Source organism: Streptomyces sp. NPDC002958 (assembly GCF_055563255.1).
On record NZ_JBVHDS010000004.1, the window covers coordinates 216,351 to 239,554 of the forward strand.

General features: G+C 69.6%; 22 protein-coding genes and 3 pseudogenes. 12 read left to right on the forward strand and 13 right to left on the reverse strand.

Annotated elements, in window-relative coordinates; genetic code table 11:
* Positions 1–52 precede the first annotated feature (52 nt).
* From ACZ3IC_RS09770 to ACZ3IC_RS09790, 5 genes are all read right to left on the reverse strand, one after another.
* Positions 53–1,630, reverse strand: coding sequence for an FGGY family carbohydrate kinase (locus ACZ3IC_RS09770; RefSeq protein WP_467414388.1), 1,578 nt, complete (start codon positions 1,628–1,630; stop codon positions 53–55).
* A gap of 90 nt (positions 1,631–1,720) precedes the next feature.
* Positions 1,721–3,181, reverse strand: coding sequence for an MFS transporter (locus ACZ3IC_RS09775; RefSeq protein ID WP_467414390.1), 1,461 nt, complete (start codon positions 3,179–3,181; stop codon positions 1,721–1,723).
* A 357-nt stretch (positions 3,182–3,538) separates the two neighbouring features.
* Entirely contained in the window at positions 3,539–5,104 is a 1,566-nt protein-coding gene (locus ACZ3IC_RS09780; protein WP_467414392.1) for a peptidoglycan-binding protein, read from the reverse strand.
* A 322-nt stretch (positions 5,105–5,426) separates the two neighbouring features.
* Positions 5,427–6,155, reverse strand: a complete 729-nt coding sequence (locus ACZ3IC_RS09785) for a nitroreductase family protein (RefSeq protein WP_467414395.1) — start codon at positions 6,153–6,155, stop codon at positions 5,427–5,429.
* Between the two features lie 189 nt (positions 6,156–6,344).
* A complete protein-coding gene (locus ACZ3IC_RS09790; RefSeq protein WP_467414396.1) occupies positions 6,345–8,762 on the reverse strand; it encodes an endonuclease/exonuclease/phosphatase family protein in 2,418 nt (805 codons plus the stop codon).
* A 271-nt stretch (positions 8,763–9,033) separates the two neighbouring features.
* On the opposite strand from ACZ3IC_RS09790, the gene ACZ3IC_RS09795 reads away from it, so the two are divergent.
* Positions 9,034–9,843: an ArsR/SmtB family transcription factor gene (locus tag ACZ3IC_RS09795; RefSeq protein WP_467414399.1), complete on the forward strand. Its 810-nt coding sequence runs from the start codon at positions 9,034–9,036 to the stop codon at positions 9,841–9,843.
* Between the two features lie 431 nt (positions 9,844–10,274).
* Here the strand turns inward: ACZ3IC_RS09795 and ACZ3IC_RS09800 are convergent, their stop codons facing one another.
* Positions 10,275–10,727: a DUF5709 domain-containing protein gene (locus ACZ3IC_RS09800; protein WP_467414401.1), complete on the reverse strand. Its 453-nt coding sequence runs from the start codon at positions 10,725–10,727 to the stop codon at positions 10,275–10,277.
* A 243-nt stretch (positions 10,728–10,970) separates the two neighbouring features.
* On the opposite strand from ACZ3IC_RS09800, the gene ACZ3IC_RS09805 reads away from it, so the two are divergent.
* Entirely contained in the window at positions 10,971–11,201 is a 231-nt protein-coding gene (locus ACZ3IC_RS09805; protein ID WP_093895936.1) for a DUF6296 family protein, read from the forward strand.
* 84 nt (positions 11,202–11,285) lie between these two features.
* Here the strand turns inward: ACZ3IC_RS09805 and ACZ3IC_RS09810 are convergent, their stop codons facing one another.
* The 3 genes from ACZ3IC_RS09810 to ACZ3IC_RS09820 all read right to left on the reverse strand — a co-directional run bounded on the left by ACZ3IC_RS09810 (position 11,286) and on the right by ACZ3IC_RS09820 (position 13,674).
* Positions 11,286–11,711, reverse strand: coding sequence for a cold-shock protein (locus ACZ3IC_RS09810; RefSeq protein WP_467414406.1), 426 nt, complete (start codon positions 11,709–11,711; stop codon positions 11,286–11,288).
* Between the two features lie 117 nt (positions 11,712–11,828).
* A complete protein-coding gene (locus ACZ3IC_RS09815; protein WP_467414408.1) occupies positions 11,829–12,704 on the reverse strand; it encodes a DMT family transporter in 876 nt (291 codons plus the stop codon).
* 127 nt (positions 12,705–12,831) lie between these two features.
* Positions 12,832–13,674, reverse strand: coding sequence for a helix-turn-helix transcriptional regulator (locus tag ACZ3IC_RS09820; RefSeq protein ID WP_467414410.1), 843 nt, complete (start codon positions 13,672–13,674; stop codon positions 12,832–12,834).
* Between the two features lie 132 nt (positions 13,675–13,806).
* Here ACZ3IC_RS09820 and ACZ3IC_RS09825 point away from each other — a divergent pair, with 132 nt between their 5' ends.
* On the forward strand, positions 13,807–15,483 hold the full coding sequence (locus ACZ3IC_RS09825) for an AMP-binding protein (protein WP_467414413.1): 1,677 nt from the start codon (positions 13,807–13,809) through the stop codon (positions 15,481–15,483).
* Positions 15,484–15,654 (forward strand): annotated as a pseudogene (locus ACZ3IC_RS09830) (AMP-binding protein); the annotation flags it as partial.
* Positions 15,655–15,678: 24 nt separating this feature from the next.
* Here the strand turns inward: ACZ3IC_RS09830 and ACZ3IC_RS09835 are convergent.
* Positions 15,679–15,771 (reverse strand): annotated as a pseudogene (locus ACZ3IC_RS09835) (DDE-type integrase/transposase/recombinase); the annotation flags it as partial.
* 145 nt (positions 15,772–15,916) lie between these two features.
* Here ACZ3IC_RS09835 and ACZ3IC_RS09840 point away from each other — a divergent pair.
* Positions 15,917–16,126, forward strand: coding sequence for a hypothetical protein (locus ACZ3IC_RS09840; protein ID WP_467414416.1), 210 nt, complete (start codon positions 15,917–15,919; stop codon positions 16,124–16,126).
* A gap of 104 nt (positions 16,127–16,230) precedes the next feature.
* On the opposite strand, the gene ACZ3IC_RS09845 is transcribed toward ACZ3IC_RS09840, so the two are convergent.
* From ACZ3IC_RS09845 to ACZ3IC_RS09855, 3 genes are all read right to left on the reverse strand, one after another.
* Positions 16,231–16,452 (reverse strand): hypothetical protein, encoded by a 222-nt coding sequence (locus tag ACZ3IC_RS09845; protein WP_467414418.1) that lies wholly within the window; start codon positions 16,450–16,452, stop codon positions 16,231–16,233.
* 76 nt (positions 16,453–16,528) lie between these two features.
* Entirely contained in the window at positions 16,529–17,083 is a 555-nt protein-coding gene (locus ACZ3IC_RS09850; protein WP_467414419.1) for a GNAT family N-acetyltransferase, read from the reverse strand.
* Between the two features lie 28 nt (positions 17,084–17,111).
* The gene (locus tag ACZ3IC_RS09855) at positions 17,112–17,840 is read right to left on the reverse strand and encodes a hypothetical protein (protein ID WP_467414734.1); all 729 of its coding nucleotides are present in this window, start codon (positions 17,838–17,840) and stop codon (positions 17,112–17,114) included.
* A gap of 235 nt (positions 17,841–18,075) precedes the next feature.
* Here ACZ3IC_RS09855 and ACZ3IC_RS09860 point away from each other — a divergent pair.
* The 7 genes and pseudogenes from ACZ3IC_RS09860 to ACZ3IC_RS09890 form a co-directional block, all read left to right on the forward strand.
* Positions 18,076–18,725: pseudogene (locus ACZ3IC_RS09860) on the forward strand (beta-propeller fold lactonase family protein); the annotation flags it as partial.
* Between the two features lie 118 nt (positions 18,726–18,843).
* Positions 18,844–19,095, forward strand: coding sequence for a YkoF family thiamine-binding protein (locus ACZ3IC_RS09865; RefSeq protein WP_467414422.1), 252 nt, complete (start codon positions 18,844–18,846; stop codon positions 19,093–19,095).
* Complete coding sequence (locus ACZ3IC_RS09870) at positions 19,092–19,475, forward strand: helix-turn-helix domain-containing protein (RefSeq protein WP_467414423.1); 384 nt, start codon at positions 19,092–19,094, stop codon at positions 19,473–19,475. The genes ACZ3IC_RS09865 and ACZ3IC_RS09870 overlap by 4 nt, the downstream gene beginning before the upstream one ends.
* Before the next feature lie 186 nt (positions 19,476–19,661).
* Complete coding sequence (gene uraD, locus ACZ3IC_RS09875; RefSeq protein ID WP_467414424.1) at positions 19,662–20,171, forward strand: 2-oxo-4-hydroxy-4-carboxy-5-ureidoimidazoline decarboxylase; 510 nt, start codon at positions 19,662–19,664, stop codon at positions 20,169–20,171.
* Between the two features lie 5 nt (positions 20,172–20,176).
* On the forward strand, positions 20,177–20,566 hold the full coding sequence (gene uraH / locus ACZ3IC_RS09880) for a hydroxyisourate hydrolase (RefSeq protein ID WP_467414427.1): 390 nt from the start codon (positions 20,177–20,179) through the stop codon (positions 20,564–20,566).
* A 5-nt stretch (positions 20,567–20,571) separates the two neighbouring features.
* A complete protein-coding gene (gene pucL / locus ACZ3IC_RS09885) occupies positions 20,572–21,519 on the forward strand; it encodes a factor-independent urate hydroxylase (protein WP_467414429.1) in 948 nt (315 codons plus the stop codon).
* Positions 21,520–21,675: 156 nt separating this feature from the next.
* Positions 21,676–23,073, forward strand: coding sequence for an 8-oxoguanine deaminase (locus ACZ3IC_RS09890; RefSeq protein ID WP_467414432.1), 1,398 nt, complete (start codon positions 21,676–21,678; stop codon positions 23,071–23,073).
* Positions 23,074–23,204 lie beyond the last annotated feature (131 nt).

The following is a 23,204-nucleotide window of genomic DNA, read 5'->3' on the forward strand; positions in this document are numbered from 1 at the left end:
TGCGGCGGCCGCGTGGTCGGGTACGGGGCGCCAGTGCGACGGTGAGGGGCCGTCAATGGGGGGTGTGAGGTTTGGGTGCGGGGTCCTTCAGGGGGAGCAGTGCGGGGTCGTCGAGGTGGGCGATCAGCACGTCGCGCCAGGCGGCCCGCTGCTCGGTGCGCTCGGCCGTCGTGATCGCGGGCTCGAAGATCCGGCCGTGCGGCTGCGCCTCGACGACCTCTTCGAGCGAGGACCACAGGCCCTGGGCGACACCGGCCAGATAGGCGGTGCCGCGCAGGCTGGCGGTCGCGGAGTCGGAGACCCGTTCCAGCGGCAGGCCGGTCAGGTCGGCCTGGATCTGCATGAGCGGGTCGCTGCCCGAGACGCCGCCGCCGACCCGGAGCCGGGTGAACGGCGTGCCCATGGTGGTGGCGACCCCGTCGATCAGATCGCACACCGAGTGCGCGATCCCGTCCAGCACGGCGCGTGCGAGATCGGCGCGGGTGGTGGCGAGGGTGAGCCCGGTGAGGGATGCGGTGGCCTCCGGATGCCAGACCGGCGTACGGACCCCGGCGAGTGCCGGGACGAAACGCGGGGTGCGGCCCGGCCGGGTGGGGACCCGGCCCGCCTCCTCACCGAGCTCCTTCGGCGATGCGAACAGGCCCAGGTCGTCACAGAGCCAGCGCAGCGCCGAACCCGCCGTGGAGGTGTAGGCCTCCAGGCTGTAGTGGCTGATGTCGCCCTGCCGTCGGCCGGGCTGGGCGAGCACCCCGGAGATGTCCGGCCGGGGCAGGGCGGGCGTGGTGCCGGTCGCCGCGTCGACGAAGGCGCCGGTCCCGTACACGCACATGCCCTGCCCGGCGGCGAGGCCGCCGAGCGCGATGAGTGCTGCGTGCTGGTCGCCCATGGAGGCGGCCAGCGGAACGGCGATCCCGAGGGCGGCCGGGTCGGTCGTACCGAATCCGGCGTCGTCGGAGCGGAGTTCCGGCAGCAGGTCGAGGGGGAAGCCGAGGTGGCTGATCCACTCCTCGTCCCAGGCATGCCGCTCCAGCAGATAGCCACCGGTGGAAGCTGCGTTGGTCGGCGTGGTGGCGTGCACGGCGCCGCCGGTGAGGCGCCAGATCAGCCAGGTGTCGACGGTGCCGAAGAGCAGCCGGCCCTCGCGGTGCGCGGCGGCCACCTCAGGGTGTGCGGCGATCTGCCGGGCGGCCCAGAGGAACGGGGCTCGGGCGCCGACCGGCCGGCCCTGTCGGGCCAGCAGGGCGGCGTCCCACTCCGCTTCGTACGCGGTGAGTTCGGTCGCGTAACGCCGGTCCTGCCACACCACCGCGGGCAGCAACGGCCGCCCGGTGACCCGGTCCCACAGCATGGCGGTGGCCCGCTGGGTGGAGAGCGCGACCGCGGTGATCCCGATGCCCTCCTCACGGGCCCGGCCGACGGCCAGCCGCGCCACCTCGACGGTGGCGGTCCAGATCTCCATCGGGTCCTGCTCGACCGAGAGGTCGTCCGGATGACTGACCTTGATCGACCGGTAGAACACCTCATGGACGGCGCCCGAGTCGAGGACGACTCCGGCCCTGGTGCCCGTGGTGCCCTCGTCGATGGACAGCACACCGCGCCGTGGGGCGGCGCCGGGGAACGTCTGCGTCATTGCAGCCCTTTCATTGCGAGCATCGCGAGCTGTGCGGAGCGATACGGAGGGGAGGGGACCATCGTGTGACGCGGCAGGTCCGATGGCCGGTCAGCGCGCGGTCATGGACTTCACGGATGCCGTGGCCCCGGCCCCGGCCCCGGCGCCGACGGCGGTACGGTCCTGCCCGGCGACCTCGTCGGGTGAGGCGGCCTTGGTCGGGTCCCACTTGATCGCCAGACAGGTGATCAGGCCGAGCAGCGGCACGACGGAGAGCACCAGGAACGTGTCGGCGAGTCCGAGCGAGTCCTTGATCTGTGGGAAGACATACAGCCCGGCGACACTGCCGAAGCTGCCGACCATCCCGGTGACACCGGTGCCGAGTGCGCGGACGTCACTGCTGTACGAGAGCGCGGCGATGGACTTGCCGTTGGCTCCGGGGCCCGCGGAGTGGCAGAGGATGAACAGGACCGGCAGCAGGAACGCCACGGCCGTGGGGACCTTCCCGAAGGTCAGCCCCATCGCGAGCAGCGCGACGAAGACCCCGGCGAAACCGGCGGCGGAGCTGAGCCGCAGACCGAGCCGCCGACCGAAGTAAGCGGACAGGAGCCCACCCGCGATACCGAAGGCGTTGAAGACCATCGAGCCGATCGTGGCCTTCTCGAAGCTCTCGCCGAAGATCGTCAGGCTGATCAGCGGGAGGTACCAGCCGACCGCGAAGTACTGCATCGACTGCCCGAGCGAGATCACCGAGGAGAGGATCGTGCGCGGCAGGTAGTCGCCCTTGAAGAGCATTCCGGCCTGGCGGAATCCGATGGCGGGAGCCTCGGTGGCGGCACGGGTCGCCTCATCGGGAGTGCCGGTGACGGCCTTGATCGCGTAGATCTTGTCCAGGTTGACGACCGCCTCGTCCAGACGGCCCTTGCTGGCCAGCCAGGTAGGACTCTCCCGGAGCATCAGCCACTGGCCCAGGAGCAGCACGACGGCGACGACCGCGGCCGATCCGACCGACCAGCGCCAGATGTCCGCGCCTACGTCCAGGTTGAAGAAGAACAGGGCGAGCGCGAGGTTGCTGGTGGTGGCGACGTACCAGACGGCCTGCCACAGGTTCAGCCGACCGCCCAGCTTCGCGGGCGTGTACTCGGCGAGCAGAGCCATGGCGACCGCGAAGTCGATGCCGTACGCGACCCCCACCAGGACCCGGCCGAGCCAGACGATGGTGAAGTCACCGGCGAAGGCGGCGAGCAGCGCGCCCGCGATGGCGAACACCTTCGCGATGAGCAGCGGGGGAACGCGGCCGATCCGGGTGGCGAGCCAGCCGCCGAATGGGTTGAAGATGATCGCCAGGGCCGGAGCGGTGGCCGTGAGGATCGAGACCTGGGTGCTGGTCAGCTCCATCTGGGACGTCATCGGTCCCAGTCCGGCGCTCAGCGCGGCATTCGAATAGGCGTCGAGAAACAGCCCGCCGAACACGAGAAACCAGATGACTTGCGCCCGGCCGGTGATCTTTCCCAGCCCATCGATGAGCGCAACGACGTCGGCGACGCCTTTGACGCTCGGACGTTGTGCCATGAATCCGCCTTCGAGGAAGACCCATCGGCGGCACGGGGAGCACAAAAAAACAGGCACGACGAAACCACCGACAGGTGGTCTATGTCTGTGCCTGTCAAAACACTGCGGAAAGCGCCGCAGCACGTGAACTGCAAAAAAGTACGAACTACGCAGTGAGGTTAAGAACGAGTCAGGAGAAACGTCAAGGGTTTCCGGCAGGTTACCTAAACGTGACGCGGGTCCTTCCGGCACGGAGAGAGAGGAGTGCTGCTCTTCGCGGAGGGCGGAGGCAGGTGGCTGTCGATTGACATGCGAAGGGCGGTGCGGTGCGCTGTCCGCACCGGACCGCACCGCACCGCCCGCCCGCGGACGTGTTCGTCAGCGCCCTGCCTGCAGTGCCGCCCAGGTGCCCGGCCCCACGATGCCGTCGGCCGTCAGCCCCCGGCTCGTCTGGTAGCTGCGCACCGCCGTCACCGTTGTCGGGCCGAAGGTCCCGTCGACGCCGACCGTCACGCCGAGCGCGGCGGTCAGCGAGCGCTGGAGCCGCTTCACACCGTCGCCCGTGTCGCCCTGCTTGAGCGTCGCCGTCGTACCGGCCGACAGCAGCGCGGTCCAGGTCCTGGCTCCCACGACGCCGTCCGCGTTCAGTCCATGGGCCTTCTGATACGCCGTCACCGCACTCTGTGTGGCCGAGCCGAAGTTGCCGTCCACCGCGCCCACCGGGTAGCCCTGCTCGCCCAGGAGCTGCTGAACCGCCTTGACCTGGGCGCCCGTCGAGCCGCTTCGCTGGGTCGCGTACGCGGTGAAGCTCAGCTCGTCACCGCTGTTGCCGCCGTCGGCGTCTGCGCCCACCAGCTGCATGTAGCGCGTCCAGTCCCAGTACGGGCCCGGGTCCGTGTGATCGTTGCCCGGCGCCTCGCTGTGCCCGATGATGTGCGACCGGTCCTTCGGAATCCCGTACCGGTCGCACAAGTAGCTGGTCAGGGCCGCCGATGAGCGGTACATCGTGTCTGTGAACCAGGACGGGTCGTCGATGAATCCCTCGTGCTCGATGCCGAGTGCCGAGGCGTTCGCACCCCGCGCGTGGTACGCGGTGTCGCTGTCGTGCACCGTCTGGGTGATCTGACCGTCGGAGGAACGCACCACATAGTGGGCGCTCGCCTCCGCCGTCGGGTCCTGGAACCAGCTGATCGAGCCCGCGTACGAGCCCTGCGTGACATGGACGATCACCTTGTCGATCTTCGCCGACCGGCCCGTGGCGAAGTTGTTCGCGTCGGCCGGCACCCACAGCGCCGAGGGGTAGTCGGCGCTGTCGGTGTGTACGTCGGTGCGTACGTCGGTGGTGGCGAACGAACCCTTCCGCGGTGAGACCGGACGGTCCGGCACCGAGATTTGCTCGCCCCCGGGGACGGTGGCGTCGAGCCCGTCGGCCAGGAACGTGTACACGGTGTCGGCGTAGAGAGCGGCGGCGCGGCCCGTCGAGCCGCTGTACCGGGCGACGGCCGGGTACCAGGCGTCGATGTCGTCGCGCTCTTGGTCGTCCAGGCCGAGCTTGTCCGCGTAACTGCGCAGCACCGCGGCGCCGCCCAGGATGTTGGCCCCGGTGTCGGTGCGGAGGTCGACGAGGGGCTTGCCGGTGAGGGTGGCCGCCCGCTCCAGCGTCCGGTTCGTGGGGTTGCTCACCAGGTGCATCACGCCGTACCCGTTCGCCTGGCTGGGACGCCCGGCGTGGCCGTCGAGACGGGTCTCGCCGTAACCGACGGCGGCGAGCAGATCGCGCGGTACGTCGAACTTCGCGGCCGCCCGCGCGAACGCCTGGTTCATGGGATCGTCGGCGGCCGGAGCGGCGAATGCCGGGGTGCCGGTCGCGGCCAGGGCCGTGACGGTGAGGGCCGCTAGGACGGATGCGCGGCCCTTTGTGTGGGCGGCGGCTCGTCTGGGCATACCTGCTCCTGCTCTGTGGGGGAGAGAAGTACGGCCCCGGGCCCGAGTGGGGTGGGCCGAGGGGCCGAAGCCCGCTCAGGGTATCGACGTGTTCAGGGCATGACAATCACTTGATCGTATGTCTGACTCCCTTTCACCCCTGTGCGGTTGACGTGCAGGTCAGAGCTCCGCCGGGCCGGCAGCGGCGTCACGGGCCGGCAGCGAAGTCACGGACCGGCCCGCCGGGCCCAGGAGGTTCCGAAGATCGCGTCCGAACGCCGGGCCGCCGACACGCTGTTCGGCCCGGCCGCCGCTGAACACCGGGGCCGGGCCGGGGAGCCGTCTACCAGTGGTCGCGGTGGATGACGTCCGCCACCGGACGGCGCCGGACCGGACCGAAGTTGCCCTGCGGCCATCCGACCGGAATGGCGGCGAAGGTGTGCATGTCCTCGGGGATACCGAGGGCCGCCTTCCACTCCTGCTCCAGCATCAGGTGCCAGATGGTGATGTTCGCCGCGAGCCCCAGCGCCCGTGCGGCGAGCAGGATGTTCTGCACGCCCGGGTAGACGCAGGAACCCTCGGCGAGTGCCTGGAACCGTGTCTGGGTGTTCATCATGTGCTCGGTCCCGGCCGGGCCGAGCGCGTGTGCGGAGGCCAGCAGCCCCTCCTCGTCCAGGCGCGGCTCCGGGAAGCGGTAACAGGGCACGATCAGCGCGGGCGTATCGGCGAAGTGGTCCCGCTGGTACTCGATCGCGGCGACCATCCGGCCGTACGCCGCTTCGTCCATGCCCTTCGGCGCGTACTTCCCGGTCGTCGCCAGATAGGCGTCCACGCACCGCTTCCACAGCGGCGCCAGGCGGGCCATCACCTCACGGTCGGTCACCACCACATACTCGTAACACTGCATATTGCCGCCGCTGGGTCCCCAGACAGCGGCCTGCACGAGCTGCTCCAGCGTCTCGGCGGGCACCGGTTCCGGCTTGAGACGGCGCATGGCGCGCATGGTGGACATCGTCGGAAAAAGCGCGGGTCCGTCGGCCCCGGCCCCATCCATCGGTATATCTGTCGTCATGATCACGGAGTGTACGGGCGAAGCCCCGTCAGTCGGCCGCCCTTTCCCGCCGGTTCGGCGAGCGCGCATTCGGTACCGAGGGCGTGAGAGGGCGGCGGTGACCCGTCGGAGCCAAGACGCCGGTGGGGCCGCCCGGCGACCGGCCGGCCCCACGCGCGGCCCGCGGCATTCGCGCCGCAGGTCCGGGGGTCAGTGACTGCCCTGGCTCCGGGCATGGACGTCGACCCGCACGATCTGTGGGTCGTGGTCGCTTGCCTGGTCGGCGAACTCCGCGTTGATGTGCACCACGTCGTAGTCGAAGCGGCGAACGCCGGGGCTGGTCAGGATGTGGTCCAGCGTCTGCGAGTTGCCGTCGTACACGTAGCTGTACTGCTCGCTCGTAGGGATCGTGGTGATCAGTGGCTTGAGTGCCTTGCCGTTGGTCAGCGCGTCCATCGTCGGGGAGAACGCGAAGTCATTGAAGTCGCCGAGCGTGACGACCCGGGCCGAGGCGTCCGCAGCCAGCAGCGATTTGACGAAGGTGTTGACCTCCGCCGCCTGCTTCACCCGCTTGGTCTCCGAGCGGCGCTGCGGCTCCTGGTACCGGCCGTGCAGGGGCTGGTCGCCGCCCTTGGACGTGAAGTGGTTGCCGATGACGAAGACCGGCTTCCCGTGGAAGCGGAACTCGCCGACGAGCGGCTTGCGACTGTCGGTCCATGCTTCATCGGTTGGGGCGATCCGGCCGGGCGACGCCGAGAGCGTCACGCCCTTCTTCGTCTTCACGGCGGTCACGGCGGTGGTCGCGTCGCCGCCCGCGCGGTCCACGAAGTCGACCCTCTCGGGATTGAAGAGGAAGACGTTACGGATGTTGCCGCCGGGTTCGCCGCCGTCCTTGCCGTTCTCCGGGGAGACGTACCGCCATGCGTACCGCGGACCGCCCGCGGCGACGATCGCGTCGGTGAACCGCTGCAGCGTCGCCTCGGAGCCGACCGTGCCGTCGTTCACCGCGCCGTTGTCGTCCTGGATCTCTTCCAGCGACACGATGTCCGGGGAGGAGAGGTTGACCGCGACGCCCTCGGCGAGGGTGTCGAACTTGGCCTGCTCGTCCAGTGCGTCCAGGTTCTCCACGTTGTATGTGGCGACGGCGAGCTCGTTGCCCTTCTGCTTCCGGGTGACTTCGCGCCGCAGGTGGTTGTCGGTGAGCGTGCCGACCTCGGTGGCCTGGAGGTTGTAGCCGCCGAACGACGCGTAGTCCATGACACCGGTGGTGGCGCCGGACAGGACATCGCCCACGTCGGCGACGGGGACGGGCCGGGCCGGGTCGAGCGACATCACCTTCATGCGGCCGGTGTTCTGGTCGTTGTACGAGGAGTACAGCGTGCCGCCCCGCGGGGTCCGGTTCTCGTCGGGCTTGACGGTCACCCAGACCTCGTCGTACTTGGTCGTCGCACCCGCCACCCGGGTGTCGGAGATCCGGACCCGGGAGCCTTCGAGCGACTCGTAGAGGTCGAGGGCGTACGCCGACGGGTCGAGGGTCAGCGGGTCGGTCGAACCGCCGTCCGCCGAGGGGACGTAAGCGCCCGGTACCGAGGCCGCGTCGAGCACGACCGGGGCCGGCAGTGCGTTGCCCGAGGACAGGACCGTCGTCTTCGGGGTGGTGATCTCGGTGATCGACTGGGTGGTCGACGACGGGTAGTACTCGTCCACCTTGCCACTGACCAGCACCGAGTCGCCCACGGCGACATCCGGCGCGGTGGAGCCGGTGTAGACGAACACGCCCTCGCCGGTACGGGCATCCGTGTCCGGTGCGGTGTCCTGTATCCAGAAGCCGCGCGAACCCGTGGTCCGTACGCCGGTGACGATGCCGGGGACACCAATCACCGGCGTACCGTCCAGCGGTGACACACGGGTGGTGCCCTGGATGTCGTGGATACGGACGGTGCCGGGCTCGGTCGGGCCTCCGGGGTCCCCCGGACCGGAACCGCCTGACGTCTCACCGGCCGAGTTGACCGGCGTCGGGGTGCCCGCGGTGAGGTCGGCGGCGTTGTCGTCGGTGTCGAAGAGGGAGGCACCGCGCGCCACCGAGGAGGCGTTCGACGCCCCTGTCACCGGGCCGCTGCCCTCCCGTACGACGGCCGAGCCGTAGCCGACGAGGTCCACGATCCGTGCGTCGGCCGCGCAGTCGGCCGCCGTCTTGCAGGTCAGCGGGGTCGTGCCGGAGACGAGCGCGACGGTTCCGCCGCCTGCCGCCATCGCGACCGTGCCGGTGGCGTCCGGTGTCGGCAGGGCGACGGTGCCGCCGGTGCCCGCGGCCTCGGCGACGAGGTGGTGGTCGCCGGGGGCGACGGACCCGGTCAGTGCGGAGACCTGCCACAGCGAGCCGGCGGAAGGAGCGGCGGGCAGGTATTGCACGCTGAAACCGGACAGGTCGTACGCGACGGAACCGGCGTTGGCCAGCTCGATGAAGTCGCGGGTGAGTGTCGCACCCGAGTTGCCTCCGCCGCCGTACACCTCGGAGATCACGGCGGTCGAGGACGGAGCCGCGAAGGCGGCGGGCAGCGCGGTGGCCGAGAGCGTCACGGCGACGGCGCCGGCCAACAGGACGGAACGGGATCTGGATATGTGCACGGTGGGCTGCTCCCGAAGAGTGGTGAGGGCAAAAACTATGCGCGTAGAACCAGCCGTGACAAGACATCAGAAGTTAAATCCAGTAATCGCTCCGGCGGCCTGGAGGTGCGGAGGGCGAAGAGTGCGGAGGTGCGGTGGGGTATCTCCGGACGAATCCCCGTTCGACATGCAACCAAAAGGTTGCCTATGGTGGTGGGGGATCGCGGTGCCGCACCCGGAGGCGACTTCGGACCGAGAACACGAACAGGTGATGGTGAGCGTGATGGCGGCGATGGACACGATATTCAAGGCACTCGCCGACCCGAGCCGCCGGGAGCTGCTCGACCGGCTCAACGCGCGCGGTGGCCAGACGCTGCGCGAGCTGGGTGAGGGCCTGGGCATGAGCCGACAGGCGGTGAGCAAGCACCTGGCGGTGCTGGAGTCGGCGCTGCTGGTCACCGCCGTGCGCCAGGGCCGGGAGAAGCTGCACTACCTCAACCCGGTGCCCATCCGGGAGGCCGCCGACCGCTGGATCGGCCGGTATGAACGCCACCGCCTGACCGCGCTGTCCCATCTCAAGCAGACCCTGGAAGGAACGGCCATGGACAAGCCCGAGTTCGTCTACGTCATCTACATCCAGACCACTGCCGAGAAGCTCTATCAGGCGCTGATCGACTCCGAGTTCATCAAGATCTACATGGGCGGTTACGGCCCCGAGTCGACCTGGGAGGTCGGCTCGCCGGTCCGCTGGAAGATGGACCCGGACGGCGAATTCGAGGAGGTCGGCCAGCGGGTCCTGGAGGCGGAGCCCGGCAAGCGGCTCTCGTACACCTGGCACACCCTGCAGCCCATGCACCGCCAGATGTTCGACTTCGCCTCGGACGAGGAGTGGGAGAAGGCCGTCCGGGAGCGGTCGAAGGTCACCTTCGACATCGAACCGGCCGACGAGCCCGAGATGGGCATCAAGCTGACGATCACCCACGACGGGTTCGACAGCCCGGACAGCAAGATGCTGGAGGGCGTCAGCAGCGGCTGGGTCGTGATCCTCTCCACGCTCAAGACCCTTCTGGAGGGCGGGAAGTTCCTCGACGAGCCGGCCTGACGACGAGCGGTCCGGCGCCGAGTCCACAGCGGCGCCGGACGCCCGCCACGGCACCGCAATGTGCGGGCAACACGCAACAGTTGTACGTATGTTTGGGGTGCGGGCACCGGTTTGACCGCCTCACGCCATTCCGGGCACGCCGGCCGCCTGTCGGTCCGCGGCGACGTCCGCCTCGCTATCGGACGGGTGGAAACCCGGTGACGGGTGTGTGCCGCCATCGGCTCAGGCGCCGGGTACCCGGTCAAGGAAGTCGCTGGCCGACGTGATGCGCCCGTCGCCGGCGAGAGTGAGCGCGTCCGACCCGGCGACGGGCGCCGAGGTCATGGCTGGAGCGTCGCCGGTGAGGTGTCGCATTGCAGTAATGCGCAAGTGAAGGCTCGATGGTCCTGGTGCAACTCGATGGCCTTGGTGCAAGGGGAGGGAAAGCCTCCTCACCCCTGGCTGCCCGGGATGACATGCATGGCCGCTTCCTCGGCCGATGCCGCCGCTCCGTCGATCCCGACGTCCTCGGCTGCCATGGTGTCCGGCTCATTGATGTCCAGCTGCCGGGTGAGACGGCCGGCCCGTACCGTACCGACTTCCGCGTCCCAGAGCTCGCCGTCACCGTCGGACAGATCCCCCACGTCGTCGCCGGTGTCATCGGTGATCTCGGGCAGTTCCCGTGCCAGACGGCCCTCCAGCGGCTCGCCGCTGTGCTGCTCGGCGGCCGTGGTGCCCTGGTCCTCCACCGCCCACGGTCGCTCGGGCGGGGAGTAGCCCTCGTCGAGGAGGTCGGTCAGCCCCCGGTTGTCCAGGGTGTCCTCGATGTCGAGCTGCTCGACGAGGTCGGAGGCCTCCGGCTGTTGGGGCTGGTAGACATCGTCTCCCATGTCGGCATCCTTCATGGTCTGTCCCTTCCCGATTTCGGGGATCCCGGTCGTGCATGCCGCACACGCGACTCGGGGGAAAGGGGGCATTTCTTCGATATACGCCTGAGTGCCATCGAACCGCCCGTATGGGTTCAGGATAAGTGGCCCGGGTATGAGCCCGCAGCCGTGGACCGCTGCCCGGGCGCGGTGGGCTCGTCCGGGGGACGATGGAAGGGGCAGGCGGTGCATGTCCTGCCCATCCCTATCGAGAGAACCGCCATGGATTACCCGGAGAGCTACCAGTTGGTATTTCAGGCGTCCGCCGTGGAGGACGACACGGTGATCGTCCGGCGTACGGCGCAGTCGGGGGCGGGCGGATACCCGATCTACGAGGACGAGACCGGAATCGTGCGCGCGGAGATCAGCGACCGGGGAGAGGTGCGCATGCTGGCCAGCGGCGGACACCAGGTTCTCGGCACCCCGCTGGTGGTGCGGGAGCCGAGCGCCTGAACGAGCCCGGGGCCCGTCCGGCGGATCATGACCGGACGGGCCCCAGGCACCACAGGAAGGCGGATCGGTTCCGCGCCGCTTCCGTCAGCCCTCGGTCCAGCCGTGGTTCTTGGCGAACTGCAGCAAACCACCCCGGATCTGGAGAATCTGAGCCCCCGTCAGTGACGGTGCCGACTCCAGCAGGACATCGGTCACCTCCTTGGTGTACTCAGACGCACTGAGCACATCGCACAGGGTGTCGTCGTCCGCCGACCCGGAAGCGGCGATCTGAGCCTGCCTCGGAGGGGTCAGCGGCTTCCCGTCGGGACCCTCGGCGAGCCGGACGGACGATGCCTTCAGTCCGCGGTCGCCGTCCTCGATCTCGAACTCGACCGCCGTACCCGTATGAACGTAGGACTCGGGGATCAACATGTCGTTCACATGGAGGAACACATCCTCACCGCCGTGATCGGGTGAGATGAAGCCATATCCCCGTGCGCCGTCGAACCGCACCACGCGACCAGAAACCACGCCAACCCCCAAGAAAGAACCGGGCCCCTTGCCCGTATGCCACACATGGCTCGACCGGAGGATAGCCCTGTGCGGCCGGGCGGCGCGACCCGATCGCGGGGAATCGCCCGGACCGGCTCACCTGAGCCTGCGCGCGGGCGGGGGTGTGGTTCCGGACGCCAGCGGGGAGCGGGCCAGCTCGATGCAGCCCACCGTGATCAGGGCGAGCGCGACCAGTTCGGGCAGCACCCACCATCCGGTGCGGAGCTTTTCGCCGAACAATGTCACCCCGTACAGGACGCTGATCAGCGCGTCGCCGAGCGTCAGCGGCGGCTGGACGACGACCAGCATGCCCGCCTGGAGGGCGTTCTGGAGGAGGAACAGCGAGCCCACCCCGGCCGCGGCGGTGGCGTACAGCTGCCAGGACATCAAGAGTGCCACCGCTCCGCCGCCCCCTGCGAGCTGGGCCATGGCGTCCTTCATGAGCGCAGCCGTGAGCGAGTACCCGCATGCGGCGGCGAGGCCGAGCAGTGCGCCCCGGGGGTTGCCGCGCGTGCTCAGGGCGGCGCCGATCAGTGCGGCCTCGAAGACTCCGGTCAGGATCAGAGCCGGCACCCAGGCTGCTCCCTGCACGGATGTGCTGCCGCCTTCCGGAGCCGCGGATGCCATGCCCAGGGCCAGCCCCAGGGTCACGGCCCCGACCGCGTACCAGAGCGGCCGGGACAGCCGGACCCGCATGGCGAACCCGGCCATCAGCAGCGTGACCGGCAGTTCGATCACAAAGATCGGCTGGACCACCGAGATCGGTCCGGTGGCCAGCGCCACGGCCTGGCACACGGCCGCGACGATCACCAGGCCGATCCCGGCGAGCCACACCCGCTGGCGCAGCAGATGCCCGATCAGCGACAGACGCATCGCCTTGCTGTCGGGGACGTCGCGGGCGGCGCGGCGCTGGAGAACGGAGGCCGCACCGTCGCTGAGTGCGGTCAGAACGGCGAACAGGACACTGATCACGAACCCATGATGTGGGCGGCGGGCCCACGATCCGGGGTCCTGAGGCGCGGCGGCATGGCGGGCGAAGACTTCGCACGGTGAGCATCCGCCAAGGCGCGTTACGGCAGCAGCCCCGCCCGATGGCGCGCTACGGCAGCAGTCCCGCCCGTCGCGCCGTCACCACCGCCTCCAGGCGTGTGTGCGCCCCCAGCTTGCGCATCGCGGAACGCAGATACCCCTTCACCGTCTCCGGCCGCAGCCCGAGCCGCTCCGCCGCCACCGCGTTCGTCGCCCCCGCCGCCACACAGGCCAGCACGTCGACCTCGCGCGGTGCCAAGTGCACCCCGCAGGGCCTCGGGGCGCGAGTCCCGGCCGCGGAGGCGAGCCGGCCGCACACCGAGAGCAGCTCGTCGCGCAGAACCGGGTCGACGACCTTCGGCACCAGGGCACGCAGTTCCCGATGAGCCTCGCGGACGTCCTCCCACGCCTCCGGCGTCGCCCTCGGGCCCCTGACCTGCTCCCGGGTCACGGCCAGGAGCTGCTGCACCTCGTCCCGTACGACCAGGCCCTGTTCCACATCGCGGGCAGCGGCGACCGCCGCGTCGAACGTACGGTCCCCGAGCGTGATCGGCTCACGCAGCGCCCCGTACAGCACGCCGCGCACCTTGCGTCGCACGACGACGGGCACCGCGACCACCGAGCGCAGGCCCTCCGCGGCGACCGCCATGTCGTACTCGTGGCTGATGTGGCGCGAGGAGCGGTAGTCGGATACCGCGCACGGCCGGGACAGCGCGATCGACTTACCGCCGAGCCCGCTGCCCGCCGAGATGACGAGCCCGCGCAGGGCGGCGGTCCGCGCCCCGTTCAGCTCGGCGATCCGGGCATGGCGGGCATCAGAGAGCAGCCCGCCGAAGGCCACGGGAAGTCCACTGGTCCGGCGCAGCCGCAGCAGCGCCGCTTGCATCTCGACCGCCTCGACGGATTCCGGCACACTGACGCCTCTCTGCCCGGCTCCGGGGGCTCGGCAGCCCCGCTTGCTGCACCCCCGTTCGGGGGTGGTGAGACCAGGGTCACTGTTTACATGATGTTAGGTGACCGCTCCGGTCCACGATGAGGAGGGCACATGTCGGCAGCCAGTGCGACGGAGACGTTCCGGGCCGCCCGGGATTTTCTGCTGCAGCACCGCGAGGACTACCGCGCGGCCTACGAAGGCTTCCGCTGGCCCCGGGCCGATCATTTCAACTGGGCGCTCGACTGGTTCGACACCATCGCGGAGAACAACGACCGCACCGCCCTCCACATCGTGGAGGAGGACGGCGGCCGCACCGAGGTGTCCTTCGCCCGGATGGCCGCCCGCTCCAACCAGGCCGCGAACTGGCTGCGCGCCCAGGGGATACGGGCCGGGGACCGCATCCTCGTCATGCTCGGCAATCAGGTCGAACTGTGGGAGACGGCCCTGGCCGCGATGAAGCTGCGCGCCGTCGTCATTCCCGCCACCCCGCTCCTCGGCCCGGTCGATCTGCGCGACCGGGTGGAGCGAGGGAGGGTCCGGCATGTCCTGGTACGGGACGCCGACACCGCCAAGTTCGACGAGGTGCCCGGCGACTACACCCGGATCGTGGTCGGCGCGGACGCGCCCGGATGGCTCTCGTACACCGGCGCCGACGGCCAGCCGGAGACCTTCGAGGCGGACCGGGAGACCGACGCCGACGAGCCGCTGATGCTCTACTTCACCTCCGGTACGACGGCCAGGCCCAAGCTCGTCGAACACACTCATGTCTCGTACCCCGTGGGCCACTTGTCGACGATGTACTGGATCGGCCTCAAGCCCGGGGACGTCCACCTCAACATCTCGTCGCCCGGCTGGGCCAAGCACGCCTGGTCGAACCTCTTCGCGCCCTGGAGCGCCGAGGCGACCGTCTTCATTTTCAACTACACCCGCTTCGACGCGGGTCGGCTGATGGCCGAGATGGACCGCTCGGGCGTCACCAGCTTCTGCGCCCCGCCCACCGTCTGGCGGATGCTGATCCAGGCCGACCTCTCCCAGCTGAAGACCCCGCCGCGCGAGGTCGTCGCGGCCGGTGAACCGCTGAACCCGGAGGTCATCGAGACGGTGCGGCGCACCTGGGGCGTCACCATCCGGGACGGCTTCGGCCAGACCGAGACCGCAGTCCAGGTCGCCAACACCCCGGGCCAGCTGCTGAAGGCCGGTTCGATGGGGCGGCCCAGCCCCGGTTTCAAGGTCGAGCTGCTCGACCCGGTCACCGGTGAGCCCGGCGCGGTAGAGGGCGAGATCTCCCTCGATCTGTCGGACCGCCCGGTGGGGCTGATGACCGGCTACCACGGCGACCCGGACCGGACCGCCGAGGCGATGGCGGGCGGCTACTACCGCACCGGTGACATCGGCTCCCGCGACAAGGACGGATACATCACCTATGTCGGCCGCGCCGACGACGTCTTCAAGGCATCCGACTACAAGATCTCGCCGTTCGAGCTGGAGAGCGCCCTGCTGGAGCACGAGGCGGTCGCCGAGGCCGCCGTCGTGCCGGCCCCCGATCCGGTGCGGCTCGCTGTTCCCAAGGCGTACATCGTGCTTGCGGAGGGCTGGGAACCCGGCCCGGACACGGCGAAGGTCCTGTTCGAGCACTCCCGGGCGGTCCTCGCCCCGTACAAGCGGGTCCGCCGACTGGAGTTCGCCGAGCTCCCCAAGACCGTTTCCGGCAAGATCCGCCGCATCGAACTGCGCGAGCGTACGGCCCAGGGCGCCGGCACCGAGTACGACGAGGGGGATCTGCAATGAATTTACGTGCACGGCACCGGTACTACGGCGCTGCTCGGCGACACCAGCGGACGTAATCTCGACCGCGCCCTCGAGGCCTTCGGTGCGCGCGAGGCGCTCGTCGACGTCCCATCGGGGCGACGCCGGACGTACACCGAATTCGGCGCGTCAGCGGACGAGCCGGCCCGTGCGCCTCGGCCAGGCCGGTCTGGACCAGCGGCGGAAGAAGCGCTTGGCTGCGGCCTTGTCCCACCGGTTCCGGACGAGGATGTCGAGCACGTTGCCGTCCTGGTCGACGGCCCGCCACAGATCCCACGGACGATCCATCGTGATCAACCCGAGGATCCTCCCACGCCATCCGCCAACGTCACAGTGCCCGGGCCCCCGTTGAGGCGCTCCCGTCCGGCCTGAAAGGATCACTGGGACCGTACGAACGAATGCAGGGGCGGGGAGCATGGTTGTTCTGGTGCTGATTGGCGTTTTGGCGCTCGTCGTCGGCGGATGCGCGTGTGTGGTGTGGGCGGAGCGCGGCGCGCCCCGCTGGGTCCGCGTCGTGGCGACCATGACGCTTACCGCAAGTCACCTACTGCGTCATGCCCAGAAGAACCGGCGCCGGAGCCCAATCACCGGCGATGAGAACGGCGGCGACGGAGGCGGCGACTAGGAACCTCAACGAACCGCCCCCGGGCCCGCTACTGCTCGGGAAGGTCCGGAAGATCGAACTGCGGGAGTGCTACGGCCAGTAGGGCCGGATCGCCCCGGGCGTTGTCAGGCGGCCTCGATGATGTCGCCGGCAACGCCCCGGGTCGCGGCCGCCCATTCGATCAGCAGCACCTCATAGGCGGCGGACTCCACGGAGGACCAGTCCTGTCCGGCTCGCGCGTCGACCAAGGCCCGTATCGCCTCGTTCGCCTCGGCGGCGGACGGGGGCGTCGGTCGGGTCGTGCGCGGCGGGTTGGTAAGTGGTGTGTGCCGTGGAGTTAAAACCATGTCCCCCACCTTAAGGCCCGCCACTGACAACCGACCGAACATTTGTGGCCCCTGGCCCGAACGTGACCGATCGCACTCACTGTTGCCGATTGGTTCCGGTGAGATACGGAACCTGCTTGCCGCGCGTGATCTCGCGTCGCATGCAGACCCTCGGCCAGCGGTCCAGGCCGTGTTCAGCCTCCTCCATCCTGATCTTCCGCAGTCCGTCGGTGAGTTCGGCGTCGCCCAGCGTACGGAAGCCGAGGCGGGCGTAGTACGGGGCGTTCCACGGGACGTGGGAGAAGGTCGTCAGCGTGAGCGCGCTCAACTGCCGGTCGGCCGCCCATCCGGCGAGGTGGTCGATGAGTGTGCTGCCCAGGCCGCGCCGTGCGGCGGACGGATGGACGGAGACCTGTTCGATGTGGGCCGCGCCGTCGACCGGGTCGGCGATCAGATAGCCGACCGGATGGTCGTCGGGGTCCGCGGCCACCCAGGCGCGGCCGGACCGGCGGTAGTCGTCCAGCAGGTCGAGCGGCGGGGGATCGTCGTCCGCGATGGTGGACATGCCGAGCGCGCGGAACGGTTCGCCGGCGGCGCGCTCGATGTCCTGAAGCAGAGGCAGATCGGAGCGGCGGGCGGTACGGATACGCATAGGGCAAGTATGGCGCCCCGGGCAGGACTCAGGCGCCGGTGCCGATCAGCTTGTCCGCAGGACTGTTGACCGGCTGGGGCGTTCCCGTGAGGTCCATGACGAAGAGCGGGATACCGAGACCGTCCGCGCATTCCGCCGCGTTCTGCGCGTACCCAGCGAGCGAGAAGAAGGCGCTCGTTACCGACGTGCTCAGTGCGTTCAGCCAGAGGCATTCGACGTCGCGCAGGGCGGTCGGGCGGGGGGCCGCGTCGACCTGGGCGATCAGCCCGGTGGCCCGCAGGTCGATCCGTGCGGGGGAGCGCTCCGGCGGTTGTACGACATCGTGGTAGCCCAGCCATTTCAGATACAGGGCGGCGCTCGCGACCGCGTCGCGCGGGGTGCGGATGGGCAGGGGGCGGAACGCAGGGCGGGGCGGCGGCGCCGTATGCGGCAGCGGGATGTGGGACGGCCGGGCGGTCCGGGGTCCGTCGGCGGGTTCGGGGGCACTGTCGGGAGCCGTCACCGGCCGGACCGGTATCCGCAGCACTGCCCCGCACGGGCAGCACAGCTCCGGCTGCGGCCACTGGTCGTGGCGCCCGCAGATGCGGCAGCGCACCGTCACCCAGTCGTCGTTCCAGGTGCGGTGCGTGATGGGCAGGGCCGGGGCGTCGCGCAGGACCGGCGGGGCGATCGGCGCACCGCACGGGCAGGGATAGACCGGCGGGCTGTACGCGTGGTTGCGACGGCAGGCCGGGCAGCGTACCGGCACCGACTCCACCATGATCCCCCTGATCTCCCTCCGGCCGCGGGCGCACGCCCCGGCGACGGGCCACCTCGGCGCACCGGTGCGCGCCGGCGCCGCCCGATACGGGCCGACTCCGTTCCGTACCCCCATCGTCCACCAAGAGCGAGGCCCTGGGGAGGGACTTGGCGTACTTCGGGGCCGGAGCGCGCCTCGGCCGCTTCGCGCGCTCTCCTGACGGCCGCCCCCGTGTCGGGCCGGGTGCCTTCCCGCACCGCCGCCCGGCCCGGGCCGGAGCGGGCCGCACACCCAGCAGATCACCACCGCCCCGACGGCAACCACATCCTCGCCCTGGACCTGGACAACGACTCCGTGTACACGTACCGGCTCGACGAGAACCGCGGCATGCTCGGCCAGGTCTCCCACGCGGCCCTGCGCCCCGGGGCCGGCCTGTGACGCTTCACCCGGGTGGCCGCTTCGCCCACCTGGCCTGCGAGGTCGACAACACCGCCGTCGTCTGCGGCTACGACCCGGCCACCGACACCCTGTCCCCGGGCGCTCCGCAGCCCACCGGAACCGGAACCGGCACCAGCTGCTCCGCGCAGTTCCTGGTCACCGGCGACGGCCGGTACGCCCACCTCGCCAACCGGGGTCACAACAACCTGACGCGCTACGCCGTCGAGGACGACGGGGCCGTACTGCGGCTGCTCGACACCGTGCCGGTAGGCGGCGACTTCCCCCGGCAGATCGCCTGCTCGCCCGACGGGAAGCTGCTCTTCGCCGCCACCGGAGGCCGAGCACGGTGACGGTCTTCCGGGCGACGCGAAGAGCGGCGGCCTGACCCGCACCGGTGACGCCTTCCCCGCCCCGGTGGCCGTCTGTGTGCTCCCGTACCGGGGAACGAGTCCGTCCGGCGACTGACGAGTCCGTCCGTCGGTCGAGGGCGAACTGTCACCGGACGGCCTCGGTGCCGGTCCGTTAGGGTCGGGCCCGAGCCGCGGGTTTCACACAGACGCGGCGAACGCATGAGGGAGGCACAGTGCGCTTGAGAGTGGAGTTCACCACCGAGCCCTTCGATCTCGACGAGGCGCCCGCCCACGCGGTCGTTGCCCGCGAGGTCATCCAGACGGCCGACCTGGACGCCGTGGACGTCGGCCCCTTCGGCAATACGGCGGAGGGCGGCGCGGACGAGGTGCTCGGTGCGGTGGACTCCCTGCTGCGCAGCGCCCTGGCATCGGGTGCCACCCGGGTATCGCTCCAGGTCAACGTCATCGGGGAGGGCTCGAAGTGACCGAACCGGCGGACCATCCCCTCGTCGCCGCGGTCAAGCCGCTGGTCGACGCCATGGGTGCCGAGCTGCTCGGGCCCGAGCAGGCGCAGGCCGACGACGTCGTGCTGGCCTGGGAGGGCGACGACGTCATAGCCGTCCGGCTGCCCCAGCTCTCGGAATCGCTCGACCACATCCTGGCCACCATGGAGCGCCGGCACGGCAGGCCCCTCGCCGAGCTCGACCGCAGGACCAAGCAGTCGGTGGTGCGGGCCCTGGAGGCGCGCGGTGCCTTCTCCGTACGGCATGGTGTGGAGACGGTGGCGGGCGCGCTGGGAGTCAGCCGGTTCACCGTCTACAACTACCTCAACAGGGAGAAAATGCCGCCAAAGGCGAGTAGTTGAGCCGTAGGTGAGCGAAGGCCGTGGAAGGGCGCGCGGGGACGTCGTCCGGATCAACGGGCGGCGACCTTTCACAGAGGCGTAATTTCAACAAAGTGTTGACGTGGTGTTGTGGAGGGCGTTAGCTATCCGCAGCCCGACCGACGCGCAGCGCAAAAACGCACAGCGAAAACAGCCACGGAGGCTCCCGTGACTTCGAGCTCCACACCGGGCCTCGCCCGGTTCAACGCCCTGGCGGACGACGAGGCCGCCACCGCGTTGCACGAGGTGTGCGCCAGTGAGCCATGGGGCAGAGCGATTCTCTCCCGACGCCCGTACGCCACCGCGGAAGCCCTTCTCCGCGCCGGCGACGCCGCCACGGCCGCGCTGACCGGGGAAGATCTGGCCGACGCGATGGCCGGTCACCCGCCGATCGGCCGCCCGAAGCCCGGAGACCCGACCTCTTCCCGCGAACAGCGGGGGATGGTGGGCGTCACCGAGGAACTCAAGGCCGAGATGCTCGAACTGAACCTGGCCTACCAGGAGCGGTTCGGACATGTCTTCCTGATCTGTGCCACCGGAGCAACCGGTGAGCAGATGCGCGACGCGGTGAAGTCCCGGATCGGGAACTCGCCCGAGCAGGAGCGCGGGATCGTACGCACCGAACTGGGCAAGATCAACCGCATCAGGCTCACCCGTCTCGTCACGGAAGGAGAGTGACGGCCTTGAGCACCGACACCACCGCATCGGTGTCCACGCACATCCTGGACACCAGCATCGGCCGCCCCGCCGCGGCTGTCGCCATCACACTCGCCGCCCGCAGTGGCAGCGCCGCGCCGTGGGTGACGCTCGGCGGCTCCGAGACCGACGCGGACGGGCGCTGCAAGGACCTGCCGGCGCTGCCGGAGGACACCACCCATGTACGCCTCGAATTCGAGACCGAGGCGTACTTCTTCGACAAGCAAGCCGAGGCGCAGCAGGACGCCCCCCGCGTAAGGGACAGCGGTGCGTTCTTCCCGGAAGTGGCGATCACCTTCGCCGTCGTACCGGGCGAGCACTATCACGTGCCGCTGCTGCTCAACCCGTTCGGCTACTCCGTATACCGAGGGAGCTAGCAGACATGACAGTCAATTCCCACCGGCCCCGCCCTGTGATCCTCGGCCAGAACCAGTACGGCAAAGCAGAGAACCGCGTCGTCAGGATCACGCGGGACGGCGACACCCACCACATCAAGGACCTGAACGTCTCGGTCGCTCTCTCCGGCGACATGGAGGACGTCCACTACTCCGGCTCCAACGCCCATGTCCTGCCGACCGACACCACCAAGAACACGGTGTACGCGTTCGCCAAGGAACACGGCATCGAGTCGGCCGAACAGTTCGGCATCCACCTCGCCCGCCACTTCGTGACGTCGCAGGAATCGATCAGGACGGCCAGGATACGGATCGAGGAGTACGCCTGGGAGCGCATCGCCACCTCCGACGGCAACTCACGGTTCATCGGCGCCGACGAGGTCAAGCACTCCTTCGTCCGCAAGGGCCAGGAGACGCGCACCACCCAGATCACCTTCGACGGCGAGAAGTGGCAGATCATCTCGGGGCTCAAGGACCTCGTGGTGATGAACTCCACCAACTCCGAGTTCTGGGGCTACGTCAAGGACAAGTACACGACGCTCAAGGAGGCGTACGACCGCATCCTGGCGACCGAGGTGTCCGCCAAGTGGCGGTACAACTGGACCAGCGACGACGCGCGGATGCCGAACTGGGAGAAGTCCTACGAGCAAACGCGCAAGCACATGCTCCAGGCCTTCGCCGAGACGTACTCCCTCTCCCTGCAGCAGACCATGTACCAGATGGGTTCGCGCGTCATCAACAGTCGCAGCGAGGTGGACGAGATCCGTTTCTCGCTGCCGAACAAGCACCATTTCCTGGTGGATCTGGAGCCGTTCGGGCTCAAGAATGACAATGAGGTCTACCTCGCGGCGGACCGCCCGTACGGCCTCATCGAGGCCACCGTGCTGCGGGACGGCATCGAGCCGCAGATCCCGGTCGACATGACGAACCTCTGACGCCGAGACCGCCGCACATCAGCGCCGGCGCGCTTGTCGCGGTCCTGCTCAATTTGTTCTTCCATCAATCTCGGCACCCACAGCCGCCCGGCTGTGGCACTCAAATCCTCCTAGGGTCCTGCCGTGCCCGCATCGCCGGAGAGAGAAGGACGCACCATGGCAGCATCGGCCGCCCCTGATCACCTGGAACGCATCGTCATCGAGAACTGCTCGATCGCGACGGTCGACGCCGACGACACCGAGTACGCCTCGGGCCATGTCGTCGTCGCGGGCAACCGCATCGAATCCATCGGCGCGGGCCGGGCACCCGAGGACCTGGACAACGTCGTGCGCCGCATCGACGGCACCGGGCATCTGGCCACCCCCGGCCTGATCAACACGCACCACCACTTCTACCAGTGGATCACCCGCGGTCTCGCCACCGACCACAACCTGTTCGACTGGCTGGTCGCCCTGTACCCGACCTGGGCGCGCATCGACGAACCGATGGTCCGCGCCGCCGCGCAGGGCTCCCTCGCCATGATGGCCCGCGGTGGCGTCACCACCGCCATGGACCACCACTACGTCTACCCGCAGGGGGCCGGCGATCTGTCCGGTGCCATCATCGGGGCCGCCCGTGACATGGGCGTACGGTTCACCCTCGCCCGCGGCTCCATGGACCGCAGCGTGAAGGACGGCGGGCTGCCGCCGGACTTCGCCGTGGAGACCCTCGACGGTGCGCTCGCCGGTACCGAGGCGACCGTAGACGCACACCACGACTCCTCCTTCGACGCGATGACCCAGATCGCCGTCGCACCCTGCTCCCCGTTCTCCATCTCCACCGAACTTCTGCGACAGGGGGCCGAGTTGGCCCGCCGCAAGGGAATGCGCATGCACACGCACGGTTCGGAGACCGTGGAGGAGGAGAAGTTCTGCCACGAGCTGTTCGGGATGGGCCCGACCGACTACTTCGAGTCGACCGGCTGGCTCGGCGACGACGTATGGATGGCGCACTGCGTCCATATGAACGACTCCGACATCGCCGCCTTCGCCCGCACCGGAACGGGCGTCGCGCACTGTCCCTCGTCCAACGCCCGGCTCGCCGCGGGCATCGCCCGGGTGCCCGACATGCTCGCCGCGGGCGTCCCGGTCGGCCTCGGCGTCGACGGTACCGCCTCCAACGAGTCCGGCGAACTCCACACCGAACTGCGCAACGCCCTTCTCATCAACCGCCTCGGCGCCCACCGTGAAAAGGCCCTGAATGCCCGTCAGGCCCTGCGCCTGGGAACGTACGGCGGCGCCCAGGTACTCGGCCGCGCCGACCAGATCGGCTCCCTGGAGCCCGGCAAGCTCGCCGACCTGGTGCTCTGGAAGCTGGACACCCTCGCCCACGCCTCCATCGCCGACCCCGTGACCGCACTCGTCTTCGGCGCCGCGGCCCCCGTCACCCTCTCGCTCGTCAACGGCAAGCCCGTCGTCGAGGGCAACCACCTGATCACCGCGGACGAGGACGCCATCGCCCGTGCCACCCGCGACGAGGCCCGCCGCCTCGCGCGGATCGCCGCCGGAGCCTGACGCTCCGGGGCATCCCGATACCGGCCGGCCGAGGGGGACGGCCGTCGACCGGTTGCCGTGGACCCGAGCGGGGTCCACGGCAACCGGTGCGGGGGCGCGCACTTGCCGACGGGTGCTGCCGTGCGCGCCAC

Bases quoted from the DNA above. Each gene is read 5' to 3' on its own strand.
- ACZ3IC_RS09890 (WP_467414432.1), top strand. From the start codon at position 21,676: ATGGCAGCATCGGCCGCCCCTGATCACCTGGAACGCATCGTCATCGAG.
- pucL (WP_467414429.1), top strand. From the start codon at position 20,572: ATGACAGTCAATTCCCACCGGCCCCGCCCTGTGATCCTCGGCCAGAAC.
- ACZ3IC_RS09775 (WP_467414390.1), bottom strand. From the start codon at position 3,181: ATGGCACAACGTCCGAGCGTCAAAGGCGTCGCCGACGTCGTTGCGCTC.
- ACZ3IC_RS09840 (WP_467414416.1), top strand. From the start codon at position 15,917: ATGGTTGTTCTGGTGCTGATTGGCGTTTTGGCGCTCGTCGTCGGCGGA.
- ACZ3IC_RS09785 (WP_467414395.1), bottom strand. From the start codon at position 6,155: ATGACGACAGATATACCGATGGATGGGGCCGGGGCCGACGGACCCGCG.
- ACZ3IC_RS09780 (WP_467414392.1), bottom strand. From the start codon at position 5,104: ATGCCCAGACGAGCCGCCGCCCACACAAAGGGCCGCGCATCCGTCCTA.
- ACZ3IC_RS09805 (WP_093895936.1), top strand. From the start codon at position 10,971: ATGGATTACCCGGAGAGCTACCAGTTGGTATTTCAGGCGTCCGCCGTG.
- ACZ3IC_RS09795 (WP_467414399.1), top strand. From the start codon at position 9,034: ATGGACACGATATTCAAGGCACTCGCCGACCCGAGCCGCCGGGAGCTG.
- ACZ3IC_RS09800 (WP_467414401.1), bottom strand. From the start codon at position 10,727: ATGAAGGATGCCGACATGGGAGACGATGTCTACCAGCCCCAACAGCCG.
- ACZ3IC_RS09845 (WP_467414418.1), bottom strand. From the start codon at position 16,452: ATGGTTTTAACTCCACGGCACACACCACTTACCAACCCGCCGCGCACG.
- ACZ3IC_RS09770 (WP_467414388.1), bottom strand. From the start codon at position 1,630: ATGACGCAGACGTTCCCCGGCGCCGCCCCACGGCGCGGTGTGCTGTCC.
- ACZ3IC_RS09825 (WP_467414413.1), top strand. From the start codon at position 13,807: ATGTCGGCAGCCAGTGCGACGGAGACGTTCCGGGCCGCCCGGGATTTT.
- ACZ3IC_RS09850 (WP_467414419.1), bottom strand. From the start codon at position 17,083: ATGCGTATCCGTACCGCCCGCCGCTCCGATCTGCCTCTGCTTCAGGAC.